The sequence below is a fragment of the Geodermatophilus sp. YIM 151500 genome (assembly GCF_025716945.1).
Lineage (GTDB): Bacteria > Actinomycetota > Actinomycetes > Mycobacteriales > Geodermatophilaceae > YIM-151500.
Genome location: NZ_JAOVZT010000001.1, coordinates 583,619 through 607,505, shown reverse-complemented (window position 1 = coordinate 607,505; position 23,887 = coordinate 583,619). Strand labels below are relative to the sequence as shown.

Genomic DNA, 23,887 nt, shown 5'->3' with positions numbered 1-23,887 from the left:
GAACGATGACCACCCGAATCGTCACCTCCGACGAGGTCCGCGGCGACGTCGTCACCCGATCCGACGTCGTCGTGGTCGGCGGCGGCCCCGCTGGCGTGAGCGGCGCGGTCGCCGCCGCCCGGCGCGGCGCCTCGGTCACCCTGCTCGAGCGGTACGCGGCCCTCGGCGGCCTGGCGTCCGGCGGCATGGTGCTGGTGCTCGACGACATGATCAACGGCTCGGAGATCACCGTCACCGGCGTGGTCGACGAGTACGTCGAGCGGATGGCCAAGCTCGGCCTGGCCGTCTACCCGCCCGAGCAGGACCGGTACTCGTCGACCGAGACCTGGAACCGGTGGGGGCGCTGGGGGGCCTTCGACTTCCACTCCCACGTCACCCCCAAGCCGATCTGCTACGCGGTCGCCTTCGACCCCGACGGCTGGAAGCGGGTCTCCAACGACCTGGTCCGCGAGTCGGGCGTGAACCTGCGGCTGCACTCGTGGTTCAGCCGGCCGGTCGTGGACGACGGCGTGCTGCGCGGCGTGGTCTGCGAGACCAAGTCCGGCCCGCAGGCCGTGCTGGGGGACGTCGTCATCGACACCACCGGCGACATCGACGTGGCCTCCCGCGCCGGCGCCCCCTTCGCGCAGGACAGCTACCTGACCACGCTGGTCTTCCGGCTCGGCGGCGTCGACACCGACGCGGCGGAGCGCTTCGAGCAGGCGAATCCGAAGGAGGCCCGCGCGATCAACCGCAAGATCAAGCGGCTGCTCGGCGGCGCGTGGGAGCTGTGGTGGCTGAAGACGCCGGTGCCCGGCGTCGTGTGGTGCAACGCGCCGCACATGTCCGGCTACGACGGCACCGACCCGGTCTCGCTCACCCAGGCCGAGTTCGACGCCCGCGACAAGATCTCCGAGGCCGTCACCTACTGCCGCGCGCACCTGCCCGGCTTCGAGAACAGCTACCTGGTCGACGTCGCCGAGCAGATGGGCGTGCGGCAGACCCGGCTGCTCTCCGGCGAGTACGTGGTCACCAAGGACGACGTCACCAGCCGGCGGCACTTCGCCGACTCGGTGGCCCGCGGCCGCGACTACTACACGCCGTACCGGGCGCTGCTGCCGCGCGGCGTCGACCAGCTGCTCGTCGCCGGCCGGCACTACTCGGCCACGCCGGACGCGCAGCGGATCTCCCGGGAGATCCCGCCGTGCATGGCGCAGGGCCAGGCGGCCGGGATCGCGGCCGGCATCGCCGTCGACAAGGGCATCACCGTGCGCGAGGTGGACCCGGTCGACATCCAGCGCGGGATGCGCGACCAGGGGGCCGACCCGGGCGACGTCCCGTCCGCCAACGCACTCGTCGACGCGCCGTCCGCCGACCCCGACGTCCCGACCAGCGACGCCGACGTCGCGTCCCTCCTGGAGGTCCGAGCATGACCACCGACCAGCCGCTCAGCGGCGTCACCGTCCTCGACTTCACCCAGGTCTACATGGGCCCGAGCTGCACCCAGCTGCTCGGCGACTACGGCGCCGAGGTGATCAAGGTGGAGCGTCCGGGGGTGGGCGACCTGTCCCGCTCCGCGTTCCCCGACCCGGCCGGCCCCGACAACCCCATCTTCCTGTCGATCAACCGGAACAAGCGGTCGCTGTCGGTCGACACCCGGTCGGAGGAGGGCAAGGAGGTCATCCGCCGGCTGGTGCGCGACGCGGACGTCGTGGTCAGCAACTTCCGCGCCGGCGTCATGGAACGGATCGGCTTCGGTTACGAGGCGCTGCGCGCGATCAACCCGCGGCTGATCTGGGCGTCGGGCACCGGGTTCGGCGACAGCGGCCCGTACGCGCACAAGGGCGGGCAGGACGTCGTCGCGCAGGCGTACTCGGGCGTGATGGCGCGGCGGGAGTCCGAGGACATCCCGCTGTCGGTCTACCCGACGACGCTGTGCGACTACACGACCGGCATGCACCTGATGCAGGGGATCCTGCTGGCGCTGCTGGCCCGGGAGAAGACCGGCGAGGGCCAGAAGGTCGACGTCACGATGTACGACTCGATGCTGCACATGCAGATGCAGGAGGCCTGCATGCAGCTCAACCGCGGTTACGAGGTGAACTGGGCGGCCATGCCGCTGTCCGGCGTCTTCCCCACCACGGACGGCGCGGTGTGCATGGTCGGCGCGTTCAAGGAGAACCCGCTGCGCGACATCTCGAAGGCGCTGGAGCTGGACGAGGACCTGTCGGCCCGGCCGGAGTTCTCCACCAAGGAGTCGCAGGCGGAGCACCGGCACGAGCTGCGCGAGATCTTCCTGGCCCGGTTCGCCACCGGCTCGACCCGGCACTGGGTGGAGCGGCTGGAGTCGGTCGACATCCTCTGCGCCCCGGTGCGGACGCTGGCCGAGGCGCTGGAGGACGAGCAGACGCTGGTCAACCGGATGGTCGTCGAGATGCAGCACCCGACCGCGGGCCGGGTGCGGGCGCTCGACGCGCCCATCCACCTGTCCCGGACGCCGGCCTCGGTGCGCTACGTGCCGCCGCGGCTGGGCGAGCACAACGCGGCCGTGCTGCGCGACCACGGCTTCACCGACGACGAGGTCGCGGCGCTGGCCGGTGCGGGGGTGCTGCGGTGAGCTTCGAGCACGGCATCCGCTACGAGCTCGACGGCCACGTCGCGCGGGTGACCATCGACCGGCCGGAGGTGCTCAACGCGGTCGACCGCTCCGCCCACATGGAGCTGCGACGGGTCTGGGCCGACATTGAGGCGTCGTCCGACGTCCGCTGCGTGGTGCTGACCGGTGCCGGTGACCGGGCGTTCTGCGTCGGCGCCGACGTGTCGGCGGCCGGCGTGGGCAAGACCGGCATGGAGTACTGGGCCGACCTCGACCCCGACGGCTTCGGCGCCCTGTCGCTGCGCGAGACGCTCGACGTGCCGGTGATCGCCCGGGTGAACGGCTACGCCGTCGGCGGCGGCATGGAGCTGGTGCTCGGCTGCGACATCGTGGTCGCGGCCGAATCCGCGAGGTTCGGGCTGACCGAGCCGCGGATCGGTCGGCTGCCGCTGGACGGCGGCATGGTGACGCTGCCGCGGCGGATCCCCTACCACCAGGCGATGGGCCTGCTGCTGACCGGCCGGAAGGCCCCGGCGGACGAGATGCACCGACTGGGCCTGGTCAACGAGGTCGTGCCCGCCGCCGACCTGGACGCCGCGGTGCAGCGGTGGGTGGACGACGTGCTGGCCTGCGCCCCGCTGTCGCTGAAGGCGATCAAGCAGGTGGTGCAGCGGACCTCGCACCTGACGGCGCGGGAGGCGAACACCGTGCGGCTGCCCGCGCTGGTCGCCGCGCTGCAGAGCAAGGACCAGGACGAGGGGGTGCGCGCCTTCCAGGAGAAGCGCGCGCCGGTGTGGAGCGGGTCGTGAACGCTATTCGCCGCACGGGGCCGCGGGCAGACCGCGGCCCCGTCCGGTCCCGCTGACCATTCTCCTCGCCTCGACTCGTCCCGTCTCGTCGACTCGTCCCGTCTCGTCGACTCGTCCCCCTGGAGGTTCTCGCATGCCCGAGACCACGACCGCCCTCAACCTGATCGACGGCTCCTGGACCGGGTCGCCGTCGGTCGAGCGGCGCAACCCGGCCCGGCCGGACGAGGTGGTGGTGACCGCGCCGTCGTCGTCCGCGTCCGACGTGGACGCCGCGCTGGCGGCGGCCGCGGCCGCCCAGCCGGGGTGGGCGGCGCTGCCGCCGCCGGCACGCGGCGCGATCCTGATGGACGCCGCCGACATCCTGCGCGCGCGGCACGAGGACGTGGCCCGCGACTTGGTGGCCGAGGAGGGCAAGACGCTCGCCGAGGCCCGCGGGGAGGTCCGGCGGGCGATCGACGTGCTGCGCTACTTCGGCGGCCAGGGATGGCTGACCGAGGGGGACGTGCTGCCGAGCGCGACGCCGGGGACGACGGTGTTCACCCGGCGCGAGCCGCTCGGCGTGGCCGGGCTGATCACGCCGTGGAACTTCCCGATCGCGATCCCGGCCTGGAAGACGGCGCCCGCGCTGGTCAGCGGCAACACCGTGGTGCTCAAGCCGGCGGAGCTGACCCCGCTCACCGCGTCGAACCTGGCCGCGGCGCTGGTCGAGGCGGGCCTGCCCGCCGGCGTGCTCAACGTGGTGCACGGCCGCGGGTCGGTCGTGGGGGATGCGCTGGCGCGCGACCCGCGGGTGGCGGCGCTGTCGTTCACCGGCTCGACACGGGTGGGTCTGGGCCTGGCCGACGTCATGAACGCGCGGCGGGGGCGGGTGCAGCTGGAGATGGGCGGCAAGAACGGCTACCTGGTGCTGGACGACGCCGACGTCGCGGCGGCCGCGTCGATCGTGGCGGCCGGCGGTTTCGGGCTGACCGGGCAGGCGTGCACCGCGACGTCGCGCGTGTACTGCACACCGGGGGTCCGCGAGGCGTTCGTCGAGGCGCTGGCGAAGGCGGCCGAGAGCGTGGTCGTCGGTGACGGGCTGGCGCCGGGGACGACGATGGGCCCGGTCGTGAGCTACGCCCAGCTGGCCAAGGACGTCTCCGCGGTGTCGGAGGCCGTGGCCCGTGGCGGTCGCGTGGTGGCCGGCGGGTCCTCCGCCGAGGGACTGGCGTTCCGGCCGACGGTGGTCACGGATCTGGCCGCCGACGACCCGCTGGTGCGCGACGAGGTGTTCGGCCCGGTCGTGGCCGTGCTGGAGGTCCCCGACCTGGATGCGGGGATCGCGGCGGTCAACGACTCGGCCTACGGGCTGACGGCGGGCATCTGCACGACGTCGCTGTCCGCCGCGCACGAGTTCGCGGCGCGGGCGCAGGTCGGTGTGGTGAAGGTGAACCGGCCGACGGCGGGGCTGGACCTCAACGTGCCGTTCGGCGGGGTGAAGGACTCGTCGACCAACACGTTCCGCGAGCAGGGCCCGCGGGCGACCGACTTCTACACCTGGGGGAAGACGGTCTACCTGGGGCACTCGTGAGTGCGCGCCGGCCCGCACTCGTGAGTGCGCGCCGGCCCGTGCCCGGGCACGCCCGGCACGACGGCCGCGCCCAGCGCCGGGGGCGCGGCCGACCGGCCCGGCACCTACCTGCGGACGCGGAACCGGAGCACGGTGGCGTCCCCCGAGCGCGTGCTGCTGAGCGGTTCCAGGTCCGTCCTCGCGAGGCCGGGGGACGAGAAGCGGATGCCGTCGCCGAGCAGCACGGGCAGCACGTACACCAGGATCTCGTCGACGAGCCCCCGCTGCAGGCACTGGCCGGCCACGTCGGCGCCGAGGATCTCGAGGTCCTTGCCACCCGCGGCGTCCAGTGCCGTGGCGACCGCCTGCCCGATGTCGCCGGTGAGGATCGTGACCTCCGGGTCCGGCGGCTCCAGCGGCCGGTGGGTGAGGACGAACACCGGGCCGGAGAAGGGGTAGTCGGCTCTGCCCGGCTCCTCGGCCCGCATGCGGGCGCCGACGTCGTAGGTGCGCCGGCCGACGAGCATGGCACCGGTGGCCGCCGCGACCTGCGCGACGTCCTCCGACGCCACGAAGTCGGCGGGAGCGCGCCCACCGCCCCAGTCCATCGCATGGCCGGGACCGGCGATGAAGCCGTCGAGCGACATCGCCCGGTTCACGACCACCTTCCCGCTGCCGGTGCTCGTATCGCTCGTCCCGTTCCGTGTATCGCTCATCCCGTTCCCCGGAGAACCCTCGGCCGTTCCTGGGCCGGACGGTAGACGCGCGAGGGGGAGTGGGCGAGCACGCCCGTTCCGGTCGGGCCGTTCCCCCGGACGGCGAACCCGACCGCCTTCGGCGACCGTGCTCCCCACCGTCGGTAGCCGCCCGTCGCCGAGGACGGAGGATCGCCGCGCCCCGCGGCGTCGGGTGCGCGCCTGCCTTGAGGCGGCTCCGAGCGCGCTGGGAGCCTGCCGGTGCTCGCCGCCACCGCCGCGGCCCCGTGCGGAGCGCACCCGGCCCCGAGCGGTGCCCGAGCCGAACCGAACGGAGGGGAGGCCGACGTGAAGTACGTGCTCGAGTGGACCGTCCGCCCGCGCGGGTCGGGGCAGGAGAACCTGGCGTCGCTGAAGCGCTCGCTCGAGGTGTTCAGCAAGTGGACGCCGAGCGCGGAGATGCTGCAGTTCGTGCACCGCGTCGACGGACGCGGCGGCTACGCCGTTGCCCGGACGGACGACCCGGTCGCCCTGGCGAGGGACTGCGCCATCTTCAGCCCGTTCCTCGACCTGACGCTGCACCCGGTCCTGGACATCGAGCAGGGCGCCGCAGTCCTGCAGGCCGCCGTCGACTACAACGAGTCCAGCTGACCCACCCTGCCGCTGCGGCCGGAGCCGGTGCAGGGGCCCGCGCCGAGCGGTGCGGGGCCGGCGCGGGGGAGACCCGCGCCGAGCGGTGCCGGGGCCGGCGCGGGGGATACCCCGCGCCGGCCGCCGTCCTCACACCATCTCGGGGACGCGCAGGTGGTGGATGGCCAGGTCGAACTCGGCCACCTCGGTCACCTCCAGACCCAACTGGCGGGCGAACTCCTCGCGCATCGACACGATCTGCGGGCGGGAGGCCTCCATGGCACCGCGGTCGTCGTAGACCGCCGTGACGCAGCTCCGGCCGCTGCGGTCGACCATCAGGCTGATGCTGCAGAACCCGGGGACGTCGTCGAGCCTCGGGACGAGGCTCATGCGGAAGGCGTCGCGCATCTCCTCGGCGCGGGCCGGGTCGCCGCGGGTCCAGGTGACGCGGGCGCAGGCGGCGTCGGTGGCGTTGTGCATCCGGTGCATGACGGCCATCTCCCACTCGTCGACGCTCGCGTCGCTGGCGCCCATCAGCTCCACGGAGCGCTGCCGCATGTCGCGCACCCGCTCACGCGTCGCGACCATCGCGTCCTCGGAGTCCCAGCTCGTCGTGACGATGCAGCGGCCGGTGTCGCGGTCGCAGAGCATCGACAGGCCGATGCAGCCGGGCATGCTCTGCACCGCCGGCATGATCTCGTCGCGGACGTGCGCGATGCCGTCGTCCAGGCGCTGCGCGTCCGCGAGGATGGTGGTGGACCGGGCGTACATGCCGCCCTCCTTCCGGATGGCGGGCGGCGCCCCTGCGGCGTCGCCGCGCCGGACATCGTTCTCCCGCCGCCGCCCGGTGACAACGGGCTCCCGCCGCGCCGGATGCCACTGCAGCCCGCGCCGGCCGACCGCGGCGAGCGTGTGCGCGCACGCCCGGTTCCGACGCCTCGGAGCCGGGCGTCGGCGCCCACGCTGGTCGGTCGACGGGCCTGTGGACATCCGCCGGCGCGTCCCCGGACGCCGTTAGCCTCGGGCGGTGCTCGAGGAGCTGCGACCGACGCTCAGCGACTCCGTCGTCCGCCGGTCGGTCGGTCACGAAGCCTTCCGCCGTGGCTCCCTCTACGCGAGCCAGGGCCGCGTCGCGGAGCTCGCCTACTCCCGCACCCTCGGCCAGGTCGACGCCACGGTGATCGGCAGCGGGGGACGCCGGTACGCGACGGTCGCGGCGTACGACGCCGGAGGCACCCGCTGGTGGGGGGAGTGCAGCTGCCCGGTCGGCGCGGACTGCAAGCACGTCGCCGCCGTCCTGATCGCCGCCCGGAACGCGCTGACCGGCCCGCCGGTCAGGCCGGCCGCACCCGTGCCGGCCTGGGAGACGGCGCTCGTCGACCTGGTGCAGCCCGCCGCGTCGGCGGGGCAGCGGACCGGCACCCCGCTCGGCCTGCAGTTCGAAGTCGAGCGGTCGGCCGTCGAGGCGGTGCCGGCCGGCCGGTACTCCGCCGTCCCCGCGCCGTCCGTCCGCCTTCGCCCAGTCGTGATCGGCGCGAAGGGCCGCTGGATCCGCACGGGGGTCTCGTGGCGGACCCTGCAGTACGACTACTACGCGCAGCGCGACCCGGCGCACGCCGCCGCGTTGCGCGCGCTGTTCCAGGCCCACCAGGCCGCCGACGACACCCCCGGCTACTACGGCTACGGCGGAGACCCGCCGGTGCGGTTGGCGGACTTCGGCCCCGCCCTCTGGCCGGCCCTGCGGCAGGTGGTGGACGAGGGGGTGCCCCTCGTGACCACGGCCGGCGGTCCCGTCCGGGTGGCCGGTGAGCCGGTGCCGGTCGTCGTGGACGTGCGCAGGGACGGCAGGTCCGATGAGCGCCGGGACGGCGGGACCGTCGAGCGCCGGGGCGGCGGGTCCGATGAGCGCCGCGACGGCGATGCCGTCGAGCGCCGGGACGACGCCGGTCTGCGGATCGAGCCGCTGGTCGAGCTGGGCCCCGACGTCCGCGTCCCCGCCGGGGCGGTGCGGTTGTTCGGCAGCCCTCCGCACGGTGCCGTGCTGCTCCCGGGCGACCCCGGACCACCTCCGGGTCTGGTGCCGGAGAGGGGCCTGCTGCTCGTCCCCCTGCAGCCGGTCCCCCGACGCGTGGAGAAGCTGCTCACCGCCGGTCCGCTGCACGTGCCCGCGACCGACCGGGCGCGCTTCCTGACCGGGTTCTACCCCGCACTCCACCGCGCGCTGCCGGTCCGCTCGTCCGACGGGTCGGTGGAGCTGCCGGAGGTCCTCCCGCCCCAGATGTGCCTGCACGTCGAGCACGCCGGTGGTCACCGCACCCGGCTGACCTGGTCGGTGCGGTACCGCGCGGGGGACGAGGTCCGGCGGCTGCCGCTGCTGGGGGAGGACGGCGTCGCCGATGCCACCCGCGACGCGGCCGCCGAGGAGCGGCTGGTGCGGGCGCTGCCGCTGCCGGAGGACCGGCTGTCCCGGCTGTGGCAGGGGACCGGCCCGGAGCGGCGGTTGGCGCCGACGGCCGAGCTGCACGGCATGGACACCGTCGTCCTCACCACCGAGGTGCTGCACCGGCTGGCCGACGCCGGCGTGCTGGTGGAGGTCACCGGTGAGCCCGCGGACTACCGGCACACCGAGGCGGCCCCGGTGGTGCACGTGTCGGCCACGGAGGGAGGCGACACCGACTGGTTCGACCTCGGCGTCACGGTCACGGTGGACGGCGAGGACATCCCGTTCGCGCTGCTGTTCAGCGCGCTGGCCGCGGGCGAGTCGCACCTGGTGCTGCCCAGCGGGACGTGGTTCGACGTCCGCCGTCCGGAGTTCGACCGCCTGCGCCGGCTGATCGACGAGGCGCGGGCGCTGCAGGACGCCGAGCGGCCGGGCCTGCGGATCAGCCGCTACCAGGCGGGGCTGTGGGACGAGCTGGTGCAGCTCGGGGTGGTGGCCGAGCAGAGCGAGCGGTGGGCACGCGACGTCCGGGCGCTGCTCGACGTCGACGACGCGCCGCTGCCCGCGCCGCCGGCCGGGCTGGCCGCGCAGCTGCGGCCCTACCAGCTGCAGGGCTACCAGTGGCTCACCGTGCTGTGGGACGCCGGGCTCGGCGGCGTGCTCGCCGACGACATGGGGCTGGGCAAGACCCTGCAGACCCTGGCGCTGGTGTGCCGCGCGAAGGAGGCCGGTGAGCTGACCGCTCCGGTGCTCGTGGTGGCCCCGACCAGCGTGGTGTCGAACTGGGCGCGCGAGGCCGCCCGGTTCGCGCCGGGGCTCGTCGTCCGGACGGTCGAGGCCACCGGCCGCAGGCTGGGCGTGCCGCTGGCCGAGGTGGTGGACGGCGCCGACCTGGTGGTCACCTCGTACACGCTGCTGCGCCTGGGCGAGGCCGACTACGGCGCGCTGCCGTGGCGCGGGCTGGTGCTCGACGAGGCGCAGTTCGTGAAGAACCACCAGGCCAAGATCTACGCCGCGGCGCGGCGGCTGCCCGCTCCGTTCAAGCTCGCGATCACCGGCACCCCGGTGGAGAACGACCTGATGGACCTGTGGTCGATGCTCTCGATCGTGGCGCCGGGGCTGTTCCCGAGCCCGCAGCGGTTCACCGAGCACTACCGGACGCCCATCGAGCGCGGCGGCGACCCGGAGGTGCTGGCCGCGCTGCGCCGCCGCATCCGGCCGCTGATGCGCCGCCGCACCAAGGAGCAGGTCGCCGCCGAACTGCCGCCCAAGCAGGAGCAGGTGCTCGAGGTGGTGCTCAACCCCAGGCACCGCAAGGTGTACGACACCCACCTGCAGCGGGAGCGGCGCAAGGTGCTCGGCCTCGTCGACGACCTGCAGCGCAACCGCTTCACCATCTTCCGGTCGCTGACGCTGCTGCGGCAGCTGGCGCTGGACGCGTCGCTGGTCGACGAGGCGCACGCCGGGGTGCGGTCGAGCAAGGCCGACGCCTTCCTGGAGCACCTGCGGGAGGTGGTCGCCGAAGGCCACCGGGCGCTGGTGTTCAGCTCGTTCACCGGCTTCCTGGCCACGGTCCGGCAGCGGCTCGACGCGGAGGGGCTGACCTACGCCTACCTCGACGGGCGCACGCGCGACCGGCAGCGGCGGATCGACGAGTTCCGCGACGGGCGCGCCCCGGTCTTCCTCATCAGCCTCAAGGCCGGCGGATTCGGGCTCACCCTGACCGAGGCCGACTACGTGTTCGTGCTCGACCCCTGGTGGAACCCGGCGGTGGAGGCGCAGGCGGTCGACCGGACGCACCGGATCGGCCAGGACAAGACGGTGATGGTGTACCGGCTGGTGGCCGCCGGGACCATCGAGGAGAAGGTCCTGGCGCTGCAGGAGCGCAAGCGGGACCTGTTCGCCCGGGTGTTGGACGACGACGGCGGCGCGCTGTCCGGGGCGCTGACGGCCGACGACATCCGCGGCCTGTTCGCCTGACCGCCGGCCCGGCAACCTTCGGGCCAGTTCGGGTGGAGCGAGCTGGTCCCGTCACGGGGGGCGATCCGGGTGCTCACGACGGAATGGTGCCGCCGCGGGATGCACTCCGGTACCGATCGGCCTCGTGCGCCCGCTCGCGGGCGGTAGCGCGGTCAACCCTGGCCCGCGCGACCGGCGCCCGAGCCCGCGTCGCTGCCGAAGTGCTCGGGGACGGCGGAGATCCGGATCCGCTCCTGCTCGAGGCGCACCGCCGGTCCGTGGACGTCGCCGACCAGCTCGGCGTGCAGCTCCGCCTCGGCATCGGTGAGCCGGGGCAGGGCCGCGCGGGTCGGGGTGCCCTCCCGCACCCACTGGCTGCGGTGGGCGAGCAGCGTGGCCCGGTCCATCAGCAGCGAGCGGACGCGCGGGAAGGACGCGCGGAGCCGATCGAGGATGGCCAGCCCGTGGGTGTCGATGTCACCCCAGTAGTGCACGTCGCGATCGGCGAGCCAGCGCAGCGGCGCGAGCCGTCCGACGGCGTAGCCGCCGCCGAGCAGGACGGCGGTGCCCGGCCGCGGCGGCATCGCCAGGTAGGTGATCTCGTTCTCGACCACCACCACGGTGCCGGCGGCCAGCGGCGCGCCGGCCAGCTCCTCGACCCGGACGGCGAGCTCGGTGAACGGACCGGCGTGGCCGGGCGGCAGCCGCACCCGGACGTAGTCGGGCCGGCCGCGGAAGCCGTAGCGGCCGGCGAAGTCACTGCGCGGCCGGTCGTCGTCGACGCGGTCCGCCGGCAGCTGCCGGTCGAGCAGGTCGGCCAGCAGCCGGCGGTGGGTCTCGGAACTTGGTGTCGACGCCGGGGACGTCGATCTCGCGCAGGTAGCTGCCGGGCCGGGCCTCGCGCTCGATCCAGAGGACGGTGTCGACCAGCAGCTCCCAGTCGGCGGCGGCGACCAGCGCTCGCATCGGGTGCTCCACCATCCACTCCGCGAGCGCGGGCGCGCGAGCCGTCGTGGCGGCGAGCAGCCGGTCGAAGGCGGCGACGTCGCGCTGCACCCCGAGCACCGTGCACAGGTCCGCCCAGGTGTCGACGACGGCGCGCGACGGCAGCCGGTTGACCCCGATGAGCCGGCCACCGACCGGCGTCTCGACCACCCGCACGCCGCGGGGGACGGCCGACCAGCCGGCCCGCCAGGCACGGACGTCGTCGAAGCGAGCCCCGAGGTCCCGCGCCCCGGGCCCGCGGATGGGCAGGTCGACGGGTTGGAACGGCGCGCCGGCGGCGTGGTCGGCGAGCAGGTCGCCGCGGTTCCAGCGCCGCCGCAGCCGGTCGCGGACCTCCGCCCACGTCGACCACTCGGGCCGCGTGCGGCCGGCCACCTCAGCCGTCCCCGCCGGCAGCCCGCCGCAGGTCGCGCTGCTCGCGGTACTCCTCGATGGTGAGGCTCTGCAGCCGCGAGTAGTTGCCCCGCTGGTTGTCCACGTAGCCGACGGCAGCCACTTGCGGCTCGATGACGTGGATCTTCTGCAGCGGGGTGACGATGAGCAGCTGCAGCCCGAGCCGGGTGAACAGGGCGAGCGCGAAACGGGTGGACTCGTCCGACCCGCGGCCGAAGGCCTCGTCGATGACGACGAAGCGGAAGCTCTTCGACCGCGCCGCCGCCGGATCGAGGCGGAACTGGTAGGCCAGCGAGGCGGCGAGGATCGTGTAGGCCAGCTTCTCCTTCTGCCCGCCGGACTTGCCGCCGGAGTCGCTGTAGGTCTCGAACTCGCCGTCGTCCTCGCGCCAGCGCTCGGAGGCGGTGAAGACGAACCAGTTGCGCACGTCGGTGACCAGCCGGGTCCACTGCCGGTCGAGGTCGGTGTGCCCCTCCCGGCCGCGCAGCCGTTCGACGATCCGGGAGACCTGGCTGAACCGCTGCTCGGAATACTGGTCGTCGCCGTCGGTGAGCGCGTCGTCGGTGCAGGCGCGCAGGTCGCGGACGAAGTCCTTGATCTCCGGGCGGGGCGTGCGCTGGGCGTCGAGGCGGATGTAGCGGCCCGGGTTGTAGTCGATACCGACCAGCGAGGCGTTGATCGTGTCGACCCGCTCGAGGATGAGGTCGGCCCGGCGGTTGAGCTCGGCGAGGAACCCGGCGATGTCGCGGATGGTGTTCTCGTTGAGGTACCGCTTGAACGTCGCCTCGAAGCGCGGCAGGTCGTCGCCGGCCAGCCGGTCGTGCAGCGCGCGGAACTCCCCGGCGGCCGCGACCGAGGCGTCCATCTCCGCCGTCTCGGCCGGGTGCAGGCGGCAGAAGGCGCCCATCGCGGTGACCAGCCGGGTCTCGGTCGTCCCCTGGCTGCGCTGGCGGCGTTCCCGCTCGGCGGTGATGGCGCGCGACAGCTGCTGCTCGAGGGCGTCGACGTCGTCCAGCGACGTGGGTGGCGCCTCGGCGAGCTTCTCGGCGCGCGCGCCGAGGGCGGTCAGCACCTCGGGCGGGACGGCGGCGGCCGCGTCCAGCCGTTGCTGCACGCGCGCGGCGCGCTGCTCCGCCTCGGCGAGGGCGCCTGCGGCGGCGCCGCGGCGCTCCTGACCGGCGGCACGCTCGTCGTCGGTCGCGGCGGTGGTCTCGCGCAGTGCGGCGAGCTCCCGGTCGATCCGGTCCAGCTCGCCGGAGGCGGCCAGCACCCGCTCGCGCTCGGCGGTGAGCTCGGCGATCCGCGTGACGCAGGCCGCCCAGTCCAGCTCGGTCCAGCTGTCGAACAGCCGCAGCTGGCCCAGGCCGGTCTCCCGCTCGCGGGCGCCGTCGATGGTCGACTGCACGCCCGCCCGCTCCTGCTCGTGGCGGTTCAGCCGCTGCTGCAGCTGCTGTGCCTGGCGGAGCAGCGCGTCGACCTTCTCCTCGTTGCTCCAGCCCAGGACGTAGGAGCGGCGGTCGTCGATGCGGGTCGAGTCGTTCTTCTCGTGCCGCCCGCCCGGCTCCTTGATCTGCCCTGCGCGGGTGATCGCCTTCGGGGTGCGCTGGAACTCCTCGATGCCGTCGACGCGGTCGTGCCCGGCCCGGCGGGCCAGCTGGGCCTCCAGCCACGGCCGGAACGGGGAGTCCTTGACCTCGAGGACGGCGGCCAACGAGCGCGCCGGAGGCAGCTCGGGCGCAGCGGCGAGCGCGGCGGGGACCCGGTAGTAGACCAGCCGGGTGCCCAGGTGCCGGCCGTCGATCCAGCGGGAGACCGCCGCGTAGTACTCGTCGGGGACGAGCAGGGAGAGCGCGAATCCGCGCAGCAATCGTTCGGCGGCGCCCTCCCAGGGCCGGTGCGCGTCGGCGACCCGGACGAGCTCGCCGGCGAACGGCAGCGCTGCGACGGGGATGCCCAGCTCGGCGACCAGCCGGGCGCGCAGGTCCAGGCTCTGCCGGGGCAGGTTGCTGGTCCGCCCGCGCAGGCTGGCCAGCTCGGCGCGCAGCTCCTCGGCATCCGCGCGGAGGCCGGCGAGGGCGACGTCGAGCTCCGACCGGCGCCCCTCGGCCTCGGCCGTCTCGGCCGCCACCCGTTCGGCGGCCCCGGCGATCTCGGCGCGCCGGGCGGCGAAGGCGTGCTCGTCGGCGACCGGGTCCAGGCCGGTGCCGGCGAGCAGCGCCGCGAACCGGTCGGCCCGCCGCCGGCGGCCGGCCTGCAGCTCGCCTTCGCTCGCGACCAGCTCGTCGATGCGGGCCAGCCGGTCACCCCCGTGGCCGGCCCGCTGCACCACCAGCTCCTGCTCGCGGGCGCGGAGGCGGGTCAGCTCGCCGGAGAGCCGGGCCAGCTCGCGGTCACCGGCGGCGACGGCCTCGCGCAGCTGCCCGATGCGGGCGGCCAGCAGCTCCGCCTGCCGCCCGGCGACGAACGCGGGCAGGGCGTCCCACTGGGCACCCAGGGCGTCGACCTCGGCGCCGAGCCGGGCGTGGGTGTCGGCGTCGGCCAGGATCGGGCGCAGCTGCTCGAGCTGGGTGCGGGCGCGGACCACCGACCCGTGGGCACGGGTGAGGTCGTCGAAGTGGGCGACCAGCCGGTCCACCCAGCCGGCGGCGTCGAACGGCTCGAGCATGTGGCTGCGGACGAAGCCGTTGAGGTCGCTGACCGCCTTCATCGACACCGTCTGGTGGAACAGCTCCAGGGCCTGCTCGGAGTCGATGCCCAGCCGGCGCCGGTACTCGCGGCCGTAGTCGGGGAAGGCGGAGAACACGCTCGCACCGGAGCGGCCGCGCAGCCGCCTGCGCAGCGCGGTGAGGTCGCTCCCGAAGTCGGCGAAGTTTGCGGCGATGGTCAGGTCGCGGTCGGAGGTGACGTAGAAGCGGTCGGGCTGGCCGGCGTCGCCGTCCCGGAGCCACAGCACCTGCGCGAGGGTGACCGTGCTGTCGTAGCCGGCGTTGCGGAAGACCGCGAGCAGGACGCTGTAGGTGCTCCCCGGGCGCAGGCCCACGTGGCGCGTGGTGCCGGTCAGCTCGCTGCGCTCGGACCGCCAGTGGCCCTGCACGTAGGAACGCAGGCTGCGCTCCCGGGTCTCGGCGCCGGCGGCCTTGTTGTAGGAGATGCGCTGGGCCGGCAGCAGCAGGGTGGTGACCGCGTCGACGACGGTGGACTTGCCCGAGCCGATGTCGCCGGTGAGCAGCGTGTTGGCCCCGTCGGCGCGCAGGGTCCACACCTTCTGGTCGAACGTGCCCCAGTTGAGCAGCTCCAGCCGGTCGAGCCGGTAGCCCGCGGGTGCGGTGCTCCCTTCCGTCGGGTCGAGGGTCAGCTGCAGGCTCACGGGGCCTCCTCGGGGTCGGTCGGGGCGCCTCGGAGGACGGCGGCGTAGCCGGCCAGCCGCCGGTCGAAGTCGGCCAGCCATTGCGCGTCGACGAAGGCCTTGAGGATGCGGCGCACCTCGAAGGCGTCGTCCGGACCGGGCACCCGGCGTAGGAAGCCCAGCTCGACGACCTTGGCGATGTGCGCGTCGACCTGGTCGACCAGCCGGGCCTTGTTGCTGCGCTCGGGGAGGAAGACCCGGATCAGCGCGACGATCTGCTCGCGGGTGAGCACCAGGCGGCTGCCGGCGTCGGTGGCGTCGAATTCGGCCATCCGCCGTCGCAGCAGCGCCAGCAGCAGGCTGACCGGGAAGGACAGCGACCGGCGGGCGACCAGGCGGGGGATCTTCGCGCCGGTGGCACTGCCGCCGGCGGGGCCGTCGTCCGGCCCGTCGTCCGCGCCGTCGTCGTCGCGCTGGCGGAGGAAGGCGTAGCCCTCGGCCTCGTCGACGACCGGGACCAGGCCGAGGGTGGCCATGTGGTCGCGCAACTGGGCCTGCAGCGGGATCAGGTGGCGCCACACCTGCTCGTGGGTGTCGCGGTAGACCACGCCCTTCATCAGCGTGGTGGCGACCAGGGGGAGATCGAGCTCGGAGCGAGCGGGCGGGGGTGCTGTCACGGGACCTCCTGGCGGCGGGCGTAGGTGACGCGGGGGACCGTGGCCTCCCGGGCCCGCCCGTCGTCGTCCTCCCAGCGGACCTGCTCGGGAACCTCGTCGAAGACGACGTCGAAGGTGTCGTCGGCGAGGGAGAAGTAGGTGATCAGCTCGGCCAGGCCCTGCTCCAGCGGATGGTCGCGGACCAGCGCGGCCAGGCCGACCTGCGGGCGCTGGAGCAGCGCGCGGCGCACGTGCGCGGTCAGCGGCGCAGGGTCGACGTGGACCTGGCCGAACAGGGCGGTCGGGTCGAAGTCGTCGTCGCCGCTCTCCAGCCCGATGCTGTCGACCACGGCCTTGACCGGCGGCGAGTACAGGGGGCGTTCCATCGGCAGGACGACGGTGGGCGCCAGCGCGTCGAGCTCGCAGGTCAGCCCGACCGTCTCGCCGCGCAGCGCGAGGGCGTGCGTCTCGATGCTGCGCAGGATGTCCATCACCCGGCGGTTCTCCAGCCAGACCCGGTCGTCGAGGTAGCGACGCAGTTGCTCGGAGAGGGTGCGGACGGTGGCCTGGGTGCGCTCGCCGGCGGCCAGCCACTCGTGGTGGATGCCCCGCAGCCGCGCGTCGGCGGCCGAGAGGGCGGGCAGCTCGTGCACCCTGCGGAGCAGGTCGGCCAGCTCCTCCTGGCGGGCGGGGGAGAGCAGGAAGTCGAAGAAGGCGTGGAAGCTGCGGCCCTGGTCGGAGTCGGCGATGCTGGCCCGGCCGGCCACCACGTGTTCCAGCAGCCCACCCTTCGCGCCGTCCCAGGTGGTGATCTGCTCGCGCAGGTCGCGGTCGAGGGCGCGGAAGTTGGCCTCCACCTCGCGGAAGTCGGCCAGCAGCTCGCGGGCGGTGCCGGCGAACTGCTGGTAGCGGTCGCGCTGGGCCGAGGGGTCGAGCACCGGCACGTCACCGGCGCGCACCCGCTCGATCTCGGCGTCGATCTCGGCGCGGCGCCGTTCGAGCTCGGCGAGGCGGACGTCGGGGTCGGCCTCGGCGCCGTAGACCATCTGGCGGAGCAGCTCGACGACGGTGTTGAGGCGCGACTCGGTGCCGACGAAGCTCCGCTCCCGCAGCGAGGCCACCCAGGCGATCGCCTTCTCCGCTGCCGGGGTGGCGTCGAAGTGGGCCTCGTCGGAGCCGGCCGGGTAGTACTTGCGCAGCCAGCCGGCCTGCGGGCCGGCCCAGTCGTCGAGGTAGGCGCGCGCCGGGCGGGGATGGCGCGGCGGGTCGCTGCCCTCGTTGAGGGCGTAGAGCACGTCGTCGAGCCGCTCGACCAGCTCGCCGGCGGCGATGCCGCGGACGCCGCCGGCGACGAAGACGTCGTCGAGGAAGCTCAGCACCAGCGGCGCGGAGTCGGCGCGCAGCAGCCGCCAGGCGGCGCTGTGCTGGCGCAGCGTGGCGACGTCGTCGTGCTCCATGCCGCCTCCGACCCCCGTGGGATGTGTCGCGGCGATGTTAGGGAGGGCTTACGACGAAACCGGCCGCAGTGGCGTGCGTGTCAGGGCATCGACGGCTCGGCGCGTGGCCCTCGTCGCTCGCCGACGTTGATGTCACGGGACGCGATTGACATCACGCAGTCCGGCGTGGACCATCGAGAACGTGGCTGATCGCTCCTCCGCGTTCCCCCTCCGTCTGCGGAACCCGCGATTGCGCGCGCTGGTGCGGGACGTGGCACGGCAGGAAGGTGTCAGCCAGAACGAGCTGATCGAGCACGCGATCGAGGGGGACATGGTCATGCGGGGGCGGCTGCTGGCTGCCGACCTGCAGGCCGCAGCGTCGCGCCTGGGTCAGTTGTCCGACGAGGCGTACGGCGACGTCGTGGCGCGCAGCATGCGCGACTTCGCCGAGGGGGAGGGGCGGCCCGAGCCGCTGCAGTCGTTCGCCTTGCACAGCGACGTCGGACGTGGACCGGCCCACGGCGCGCCGCAGCAGCCGGCCGGCCAGGAGCAGGCCGGCGTCCTGGCGGCCTTCCGCACCGGCCACCGCTGACCGTGCCGGGGCCGCCCTGGGAGGACGACCCGCGCGACCTGCCGCTCATCGGGCGAAATGCCGCCACCGTGATCTCGTCGCTGCAGGCTGCGGCGGGAGGGCGGGCGCTGCCCACGCTCGCTGACGCGCTCGGCTGGCACAGCAGGCTTTACGCCGGCTGCCGCGTGCCGGTGCCCGGCTACGTGGGGCACCTGCGCGGTGATCCTCGTGTCCCCGAACTGGTCGACCACGAGGTCGGGGTCGGTCCACCGCTGGCGGACGGCCTCCCCGAACGGGTCGGCGTGTGGTCGACACAGGTCGACGCCGAGATCGCGGACCTGATCCCGAAGATCCACGCGGGGCTGCAGTACCTGGACGACCTGTTGCCGGTGGGGCAGCGACCCCGGTCGGTCGACCACCTGCACGACGTGGTCGCGTTGGCCGCGGTCGTGCACGGCGAGTGGGTGCGAATCCATCCTTTCGCCAACGGCAACGGCCGGACGGCACGGACCTGGGCCGCGGCCATCGCACTGCGGTACTCGCTACCGGTCTTCATCACCTCGAAGCCGCGGCCGGACGACGTCGCCTACGCCCGTGCCGCTCGTGAGTCGATGGGCCGGCCGCCTAACTTCCGGGGGAACCACGACCCGGCGATCGCTGTCTTCGGTCACCTGCTCAGCCTTGCCCTGCTGGCCTGACGTCCCAGCACGACCAGCCGTCCGCCGATGGGCGTCGCCGAGCAGCCGGTCGCCGTCACCGTCGGCGATGTCGATGGCGGGTGCATGGGGCTCGGCCGCCCACGGATCGCTGGCCGGGCCGTCGTCCGGGTCGTCACCCGCAGAGGTTGTGCGTTCCCGCAGGTAGAACCCGCGCCCGTCGACGGTCGGATCAGCGAGGCGAACAGCTGCCGTAGCGCCGCCTGCCGCTCCTCCGGGGTGCGCTGCAGCCGCAGCCCGCCTGCCTCCCGCCGCCGTGCGCGCCGACGTCCACGCGCGGATGGCAGATGCACGGGCAGTCCAACGCGGCCGACGGGTCACGGAGCACGACCCCGTGCTCGGCGGGGCTCGATGGTCGCGGCCGGCAGGGTGCCGGGATCGCCGCACGACAGCACGTGGGTTCCCGACCCGGCTTGGACCGGCCCCCGGATCACATCCGGGGCTGCACCCAGCTCGCGACCTGCCGCACGAAGTCGGCCAGGTCCCGCTGCGCCACGGGCACGGCCGCGGCGACGATCGAGAGGTCCGCACGGGCGTACTCGTGCACCAAGATGTTGCGCAGCCCGACGGCGGCCACCAGCGACCGGGCCAGGTCCGCGGTGACCAGACCGTGCTCGGCCGCGCCGCGGACTGCGTCGCGGTACGTCGTCGGCACCGCGGCCGACTCGGCGGCCAGCACATGGCTGCACACCGCCACGACCAGGTCGACCGCCTGGGTCAGGGCCCGTTCCACCGCCAGCCGGAGCAGTAGGTCCGCCTGCAGCCGGGTGCCGTCGACCTCTCCGACCAGGCGCAGGGCACGGACCAATTCGTCGAGCGAGCGGAGCTTCGCCTGCACCGAGGCGACGTCGACGGGACGAGGTGTCACGACTCCGCCAGTCGCTGCAGTTCCAGGTCGCGCAGCCAGGCCGTCTCGTAGAACTCGAGGGCCGCCGCCATCTGCGTCCGGGCGAACAGACCGGCCGATGCCTCGTGCAGCGGTTCCGCGCCGACGAGCCCGGCGAACCGCGCCGTCGGGGAGGCGCCGTCGAGAACCAGCACGTCGACGTCGTCACTGGCGGTCAGGTCGGCGAGTTCTCCCACCAGCTCCAGCAGCCCGTGCGTTCCCGCCGGAAGGGACACCGCGACGTCGAGATCGAGGGCGCGCTCCGGGGTGCGGACGGCGCTGCCGAAGACGGTGACCAGCGCGACGCCGTGCCGGCGTGCCAGCTCGTCGAGTCGCCCGTCATCGGCGGCAGCACGCAGGCGTTTGAGCGAGTCGGCGACGGGCACGGCCCGAGGGTAGGAGGCGCAGGAGCCCCCGCGGGCTCGAGGGCGGTGCGCCAGGCCTTCTCGCACGGCCCCCGTGAGCGCTCTCGTGCTCGTGGATCGACGACCCGCAGCCCTTCGGCCCGCCGAGCGGTGAGCACGCCGGGTCCTGTCGGTGCGTCGCTCCCCGGACTTCGTGATCAGGCAGCGGACGGCGTGGGAGGCATACGGTGAGCTCGACCGCGGATGCCCACCTGTGCGGAGGCTGCTCATGGTGGTGGAGTCATGGTGGTGGAAGACCTCGTCGCGCGGGCCGGTGAACTGAAGCAGCAGTTGGTGGAGTTCTCGCAGCAGCCGCGCTACGACCGGGCTTTCCGCTCGATGCTGGCCGACTACGGCGACGCGGTCGAGGTGTGGGACGAGAGCCAGTTGATGCTGCTCTGGGACTCCTTCGTCCTCGAGCACCGCCTGCGCGACGGCCGCACCGTCGTCGAGCAGTTCGTCGACGCGCGCCCCGAGCTGTCGCCGCAGGACCGGCAGATGCTGCTCGGCTGGCACGACGTGGTCTCGGGGGTCTTCGAAGTCCAGCGCCGCGACGGACCCGCGCTGATCCTGGTCAACCTCGTCGACGACCTGACGTACCGGACGCGGTCCACCCTCGGCCCGTCGGTGTTCCGCCGGACGCCGAAGCGGTCGTTCCTGCTCACCCGCCTGGTGGCGGTCGGCGACGAGTGGGTGTTCAGCGGGCCGATCAGCGTGCTGCGGCCGGCCGAGCGCAAGCTCGCCGCCCAGCTGGCACTGGACATGTCGCTGCGCTCGCCGGAGTCGGTGTTCCGCAACCCGGAGAAGTTGGCCCGGGCGTGGGAGATGCAGCGGGCGGAGCGGCAGCGCTTCGTCCGGTTCTTCGGCACCGACCTCGTGGTCGTGCCGGGGGAGCAGGCGCAGCGGCGGCTCGACGAGTTCTACGCGTTCCGCCAGCAGGAGATCCTGCGGGAGCACCCGGAGCGGGCGCACCTGGCGGGCACGGCCCCCACGCCGGTCGTCGAGCTGCCTCCGGAGCTGGTGGACGCCGAGACGGTGGCGTTCATCTACGACGAGGACGACGGGATGGACTTCCTCGCCGAGTTCGGCCTGGTCGAGGAGGCCTTCGCCGACCCCGATCTGCTGCGGCGCCGTCGGTACCGGGACACGGTGTTGTCATACCTGGACGACGACAGCGTCGCACCGATGGTGCTGCGCCGGCTGGCCGACCGGCACCCGGACACGGTCAGCACCGTCTTCCGGCGGCTGCTGAAGCGACCGCGGTTCGACTGGGCCCGCGACGGAGAGGAGTTGCTGCGGTCGGCCAAGCCGGAGCACTTCGCGCGGCCGCCCCTGCCTACCGTCACCGCGGTCAGCGAGCGGCTGGCCGACTACGCCGGCCGGGGGTGAGTGCGGGCATGTCGGCAGGTCGGGCCCGGGTGGGCAGCGGCGGCGGGCCGAGGTGCTGGCGATAGGTCGCGTGGCTCCAGTGCCTGGGCGAGCCGTGGACGCACGAGGGCCGCGTCGCCGCGTCGCCGCGTCGCAGGCTCAGCCGACCGCCGCGGCGCCCTCAGGTGAGGAAGCCGCGCAGCAGCGCCGCCGTCCCGGCCAGGTGCTCGGCCATGTGCCGCCGGGCGCCGTCCGGGTCCCCGGCGAGGATCGCCGTCACCACCGCCGCGTGCTGCCGGTCGGAGTGCTCGATGTTCGGCGGCAGCAGCGGGATGGCGTCGAGCAGCTCGTTGACCCGGATGCGGACGTCGGCCACCGCCGTTGTCAGGGACGGTGAACCCGCCACCTCGGCCACGGCGAGGTGCAGCCGCGAGTCCAGCCGCCGGTAGTCGGCCAGCGGCGCGCCGGTGCAGGCGGCCAGCCGCGAGGAGAGGTGCTCCCGCTCGGCGCGGGTCAGTGCGCGGGCGGCGGCCGCCTCGGCCGCACCCTCCTCGAGCACCAGCCGGAACTGCAGCACGTCGTCCAGCTCGGCCCCCGACGGGCTGCGGACGATGCGGTCGGCCGGCGGCGCCGCCCGGACGAACGTGCCGCCGTAGCGGCCGCGCCGCGACTCCAGGTAGCCGGCGTCCTGCAGCGTGGCCAGCGCCTCCCGCAGCGTCGCCCGGCTCACCCCGAGCCGCGCCGCGAGCTCGCGGCCCGGCGGCAGCCGGCCGCCGGGCGCGACCACGCCCAGCCGCAGCGCCTGCAGCAGCCGTTCGACGGTCTCCTCGAAGGCGTTGCCGCCGCGCAGCGGCCGGAAGAGCGCTGCGTCCGCCCCCGACGACCGCAGCGACGAGGTCATCCGCCCAGTTCGGCCTCGGCCCGCTCGATCGCCTCGAACTCCTCCTCCGGGGCGTTCGCCACGAGCCGGTGCCGGCTGTAGAACCAGAAGTAGGCCAGCGCCGCGACGAAGATCAACGCGGTGATGCCGGCGGCGAGCTCGTCGACGAAGAAGGTGGCCACCACCGCGGCCGCGGCCAGCACCAGCGCGACGCCGGTGGTCACGACGCCGCCCGGCGTCCGGTACGGCCGGGGCAGGTCGGGCTCGCGGCGGCGCAGCACGATGTGCGCGAGCATCATCAGCACGTACGAGACGGTCGCCCCGAAGACGGCGATGTTGATCAGCAGGGCGCCGTCCTGGGTGATGGCGGCGAGCAGGAAGCCGATCGTGCCCGGGACGACCAGGGCGAGGTACGGCGTCCGCCGGGAGCCGGTCTTCGACAGCCAGCGGGGCAGGTAGCCGGCCCGGGAGAGCGCGAACAGCTGCCGCGAGTAGGCGAAGACGATCGAGAAGAAGCTGGCGACCAGGCCGGCCAGGCCCGCGTAGTTGACGAAGTCGGCCACCCACGGGTTGCCGCCGTAGGCCTCGCGCAGGGCGAGCGGCAGCGGGTTGTCCGACTCGGAGATCACCGCCGACCCGGCCCCGCCGGGGGCGGTGAACAGGATGAGCGCCGCGAAGACCAGCAGCACCATCATCGCGGCGATGATGCCGCGGGGCATGTCCCGCTTCGGGTCGCGCGACTCCTCGGCGGCCAGCGGCACGCCCTCGACGGCGAGGAAGAACCAGATGCCGTAGACGAACGCGGCGATCACGCCGGCGAGGCCGAACGGCAGGAACTCGCTGGCGCCGGCCGCGGACGTCGGCTCGATGTCGAACAGGTTCGACGTGCTGAACTGCGGCAGCATGCCGATGACGAACGCCGCCAGCGCGACGACGGCGATCGCGGTGATGGCGAACATCAGCTTGAGCGCCTCGCCGACGCCGTACAGGTGGACGCCGACGAAGATCGCGTAGCAGACCAGGTAGACCGGCCAGCCGCTGGTCAGCCCGAACAGGCCCAGCGCCTCGACGTAGCCGCCGATGAACACGACGATCGCGGCCGGGGCGATGACGTACTCGATGAGGATCGCCGTCCCGGTGGCGAAGCCGGCCAGCGGGCCCATCGCCCGCCGGGCGAAGCCGTACCCGGCGCCGGCGACCGGCAGCGCCGAAGCCAGCTCGGCCAGGCCGAACACCATCGCGGTGTACATGACCGCCATCAGCACGGTGGCGACGAGCAGCCCGCCCCAGCCGCCCTCGGCCAGGCCGAAGTTCCAGCCGGCGAAGTCGCCGGAGATGACGTAGGCGACGCCGAGCCCGGCCAGCAGCACCCAGCCGGCGGCGCCGCGCTTGAGCTGCCGGTGCTGCAGGTAGTCGGCGCCCATCCGCTCGTACTCGACCCCGTGGATCTGGCGACGGTCGGCCATGGGCGCACTCCGGGATCAGGGCCCGCCCGCAGCGGGCAATGGATCGCGGCCGGACCTTTGGCCGGGCACGTGGCGCGAAGGGTGGAGCGGTCGGACGGCGCTG

General features: G+C 74.0%; 20 protein-coding genes. 9 read left to right on the top strand and 11 right to left on the bottom strand.

Annotation, left to right across the window (positions count from 1 at the left end):
• The first annotated feature begins 5 nt into the window (after positions 1 to 5).
• The 4 genes from OF117_RS02795 (at position 6) to OF117_RS02780 (ending at position 4,954) form a co-directional block, all read left to right on the top strand.
• Positions 6 to 1,412, top strand: a complete 1,407-nt coding sequence (locus OF117_RS02795; RefSeq protein WP_318014210.1) for an FAD-dependent oxidoreductase — start codon at positions 6 to 8, stop codon at positions 1,410 to 1,412.
• Positions 1,409 to 2,596: a CaiB/BaiF CoA transferase family protein gene (locus tag OF117_RS02790; protein ID WP_263551260.1), complete on the top strand. Its 1,188-nt coding sequence runs from the start codon at positions 1,409 to 1,411 to the stop codon at positions 2,594 to 2,596. Before OF117_RS02795 ends, OF117_RS02790 begins: the two co-directional genes overlap by 4 nt.
• On the top strand, positions 2,593 to 3,384 hold the full coding sequence (locus OF117_RS02785) for an enoyl-CoA hydratase-related protein (RefSeq protein ID WP_263551259.1): 792 nt from the start codon (positions 2,593 to 2,595) through the stop codon (positions 3,382 to 3,384). Before OF117_RS02790 ends, OF117_RS02785 begins: the two co-directional genes overlap by 4 nt.
• Before the next feature lie 133 nt (positions 3,385 to 3,517).
• Positions 3,518 to 4,954 (top strand): aldehyde dehydrogenase family protein, encoded by a 1,437-nt coding sequence (locus OF117_RS02780; protein WP_263551258.1) that lies wholly within the window; start codon positions 3,518 to 3,520, stop codon positions 4,952 to 4,954.
• Between the two features lie 104 nt (positions 4,955 to 5,058).
• Here the strand turns inward: OF117_RS02780 and OF117_RS02775 are convergent, their stop codons facing one another.
• Positions 5,059 to 5,649 carry a dihydrofolate reductase family protein gene (locus OF117_RS02775; protein ID WP_263551257.1) on the bottom strand — a complete coding sequence of 197 codons (591 nt, stop codon included), beginning with the start codon at positions 5,647 to 5,649 and terminating at the stop codon, positions 5,059 to 5,061.
• A gap of 327 nt (positions 5,650 to 5,976) precedes the next feature.
• Here OF117_RS02775 and OF117_RS02770 point away from each other — a divergent pair, with 327 nt between their 5' ends.
• Positions 5,977 to 6,279 carry a DUF3303 domain-containing protein gene (locus OF117_RS02770; RefSeq protein WP_263551256.1) on the top strand — a complete coding sequence of 101 codons (303 nt, stop codon included), beginning with the start codon at positions 5,977 to 5,979 and terminating at the stop codon, positions 6,277 to 6,279.
• A gap of 129 nt (positions 6,280 to 6,408) precedes the next feature.
• Here the strand turns inward: OF117_RS02770 and OF117_RS02765 are convergent, their stop codons facing one another.
• Complete coding sequence (locus OF117_RS02765; RefSeq protein ID WP_263551255.1) at positions 6,409 to 7,029, bottom strand: antibiotic biosynthesis monooxygenase; 621 nt, start codon at positions 7,027 to 7,029, stop codon at positions 6,409 to 6,411.
• A 256-nt stretch (positions 7,030 to 7,285) separates the two neighbouring features.
• Here OF117_RS02765 and OF117_RS02760 point away from each other — a divergent pair, with 256 nt between their 5' ends.
• A complete protein-coding gene (locus tag OF117_RS02760; protein ID WP_263551254.1) occupies positions 7,286 to 10,678 on the top strand; it encodes a DEAD/DEAH box helicase in 3,393 nt (1,130 codons plus the stop codon).
• A 152-nt stretch (positions 10,679 to 10,830) separates the two neighbouring features.
• Here the strand turns inward: OF117_RS02760 and OF117_RS02755 are convergent, their stop codons facing one another.
• From OF117_RS02755 to OF117_RS02735, 5 genes are read right to left on the bottom strand one after another with little or no spacing between them, the layout of a single operon-like run.
• Complete coding sequence (locus OF117_RS02755) at positions 10,831 to 11,454, bottom strand: DUF2220 domain-containing protein (protein ID WP_263551438.1); 624 nt, start codon at positions 11,452 to 11,454, stop codon at positions 10,831 to 10,833.
• A complete protein-coding gene (locus tag OF117_RS02750) occupies positions 11,414 to 12,037 on the bottom strand; it encodes a DUF3322 domain-containing protein (RefSeq protein ID WP_263551253.1) in 624 nt (207 codons plus the stop codon). The genes OF117_RS02755 and OF117_RS02750 overlap by 41 nt, the downstream gene beginning before the upstream one ends.
• A 1-nt stretch (position 12,038) precedes the next feature.
• Positions 12,039 to 15,422, bottom strand: coding sequence for an ATP-binding protein (locus tag OF117_RS02745; RefSeq protein WP_263551252.1), 3,384 nt, complete (start codon positions 15,420 to 15,422; stop codon positions 12,039 to 12,041).
• On the bottom strand, positions 15,419 to 16,078 hold the full coding sequence (locus tag OF117_RS02740; protein ID WP_263551251.1) for a DUF4194 domain-containing protein: 660 nt from the start codon (positions 16,076 to 16,078) through the stop codon (positions 15,419 to 15,421). The genes OF117_RS02745 and OF117_RS02740 overlap by 4 nt, the downstream gene beginning before the upstream one ends.
• Positions 16,075 to 17,514, bottom strand: a complete 1,440-nt coding sequence (locus tag OF117_RS02735) for a DUF3375 domain-containing protein (RefSeq protein WP_263551250.1) — start codon at positions 17,512 to 17,514, stop codon at positions 16,075 to 16,077. Before OF117_RS02735 ends, OF117_RS02740 begins: the two co-directional genes overlap by 4 nt.
• 250 nt (positions 17,515 to 17,764) lie before the next feature.
• On the opposite strand from OF117_RS02735, the gene OF117_RS02730 reads away from it, so the two are divergent.
• The gene (locus OF117_RS02730; RefSeq protein ID WP_263551249.1) at positions 17,765 to 18,085 is read left to right on the top strand and encodes a hypothetical protein; all 321 of its coding nucleotides are present in this window, start codon (positions 17,765 to 17,767) and stop codon (positions 18,083 to 18,085) included.
• Positions 18,086 to 18,153: 68 nt separating this feature from the next.
• A complete protein-coding gene (locus OF117_RS02725) occupies positions 18,154 to 18,762 on the top strand; it encodes a Fic family protein (RefSeq protein WP_263551248.1) in 609 nt (202 codons plus the stop codon).
• A 448-nt stretch (positions 18,763 to 19,210) separates the two neighbouring features.
• Here the strand turns inward: OF117_RS02725 and hepT are convergent, their stop codons facing one another.
• Complete coding sequence (gene hepT / locus OF117_RS02720; RefSeq protein ID WP_263551247.1) at positions 19,211 to 19,648, bottom strand: type VII toxin-antitoxin system HepT family RNase toxin; 438 nt, start codon at positions 19,646 to 19,648, stop codon at positions 19,211 to 19,213.
• The gene (locus tag OF117_RS02715) at positions 19,645 to 20,052 is read right to left on the bottom strand and encodes a nucleotidyltransferase family protein (RefSeq protein ID WP_263551246.1); all 408 of its coding nucleotides are present in this window, start codon (positions 20,050 to 20,052) and stop codon (positions 19,645 to 19,647) included. The genes hepT and OF117_RS02715 overlap by 4 nt, the downstream gene beginning before the upstream one ends.
• 261 nt (positions 20,053 to 20,313) lie before the next feature.
• On the opposite strand from OF117_RS02715, the gene OF117_RS02710 reads away from it, so the two are divergent.
• Entirely contained in the window at positions 20,314 to 21,459 is a 1,146-nt protein-coding gene (locus OF117_RS02710; RefSeq protein WP_263551245.1) for a hypothetical protein, read from the top strand.
• Positions 21,460 to 21,619: 160 nt separating this feature from the next.
• Here the strand turns inward: OF117_RS02710 and OF117_RS02705 are convergent, their stop codons facing one another.
• On the bottom strand, positions 21,620 to 22,339 hold the full coding sequence (locus OF117_RS02705) for a FadR/GntR family transcriptional regulator (RefSeq protein WP_263551244.1): 720 nt from the start codon (positions 22,337 to 22,339) through the stop codon (positions 21,620 to 21,622).
• Positions 22,336 to 23,784 carry an ethanolamine permease gene (gene eat, locus OF117_RS02700; protein ID WP_263551243.1) on the bottom strand — a complete coding sequence of 483 codons (1,449 nt, stop codon included), beginning with the start codon at positions 23,782 to 23,784 and terminating at the stop codon, positions 22,336 to 22,338. Before eat ends, OF117_RS02705 begins: the two co-directional genes overlap by 4 nt.
• Positions 23,785 to 23,887 lie beyond the last annotated feature (103 nt).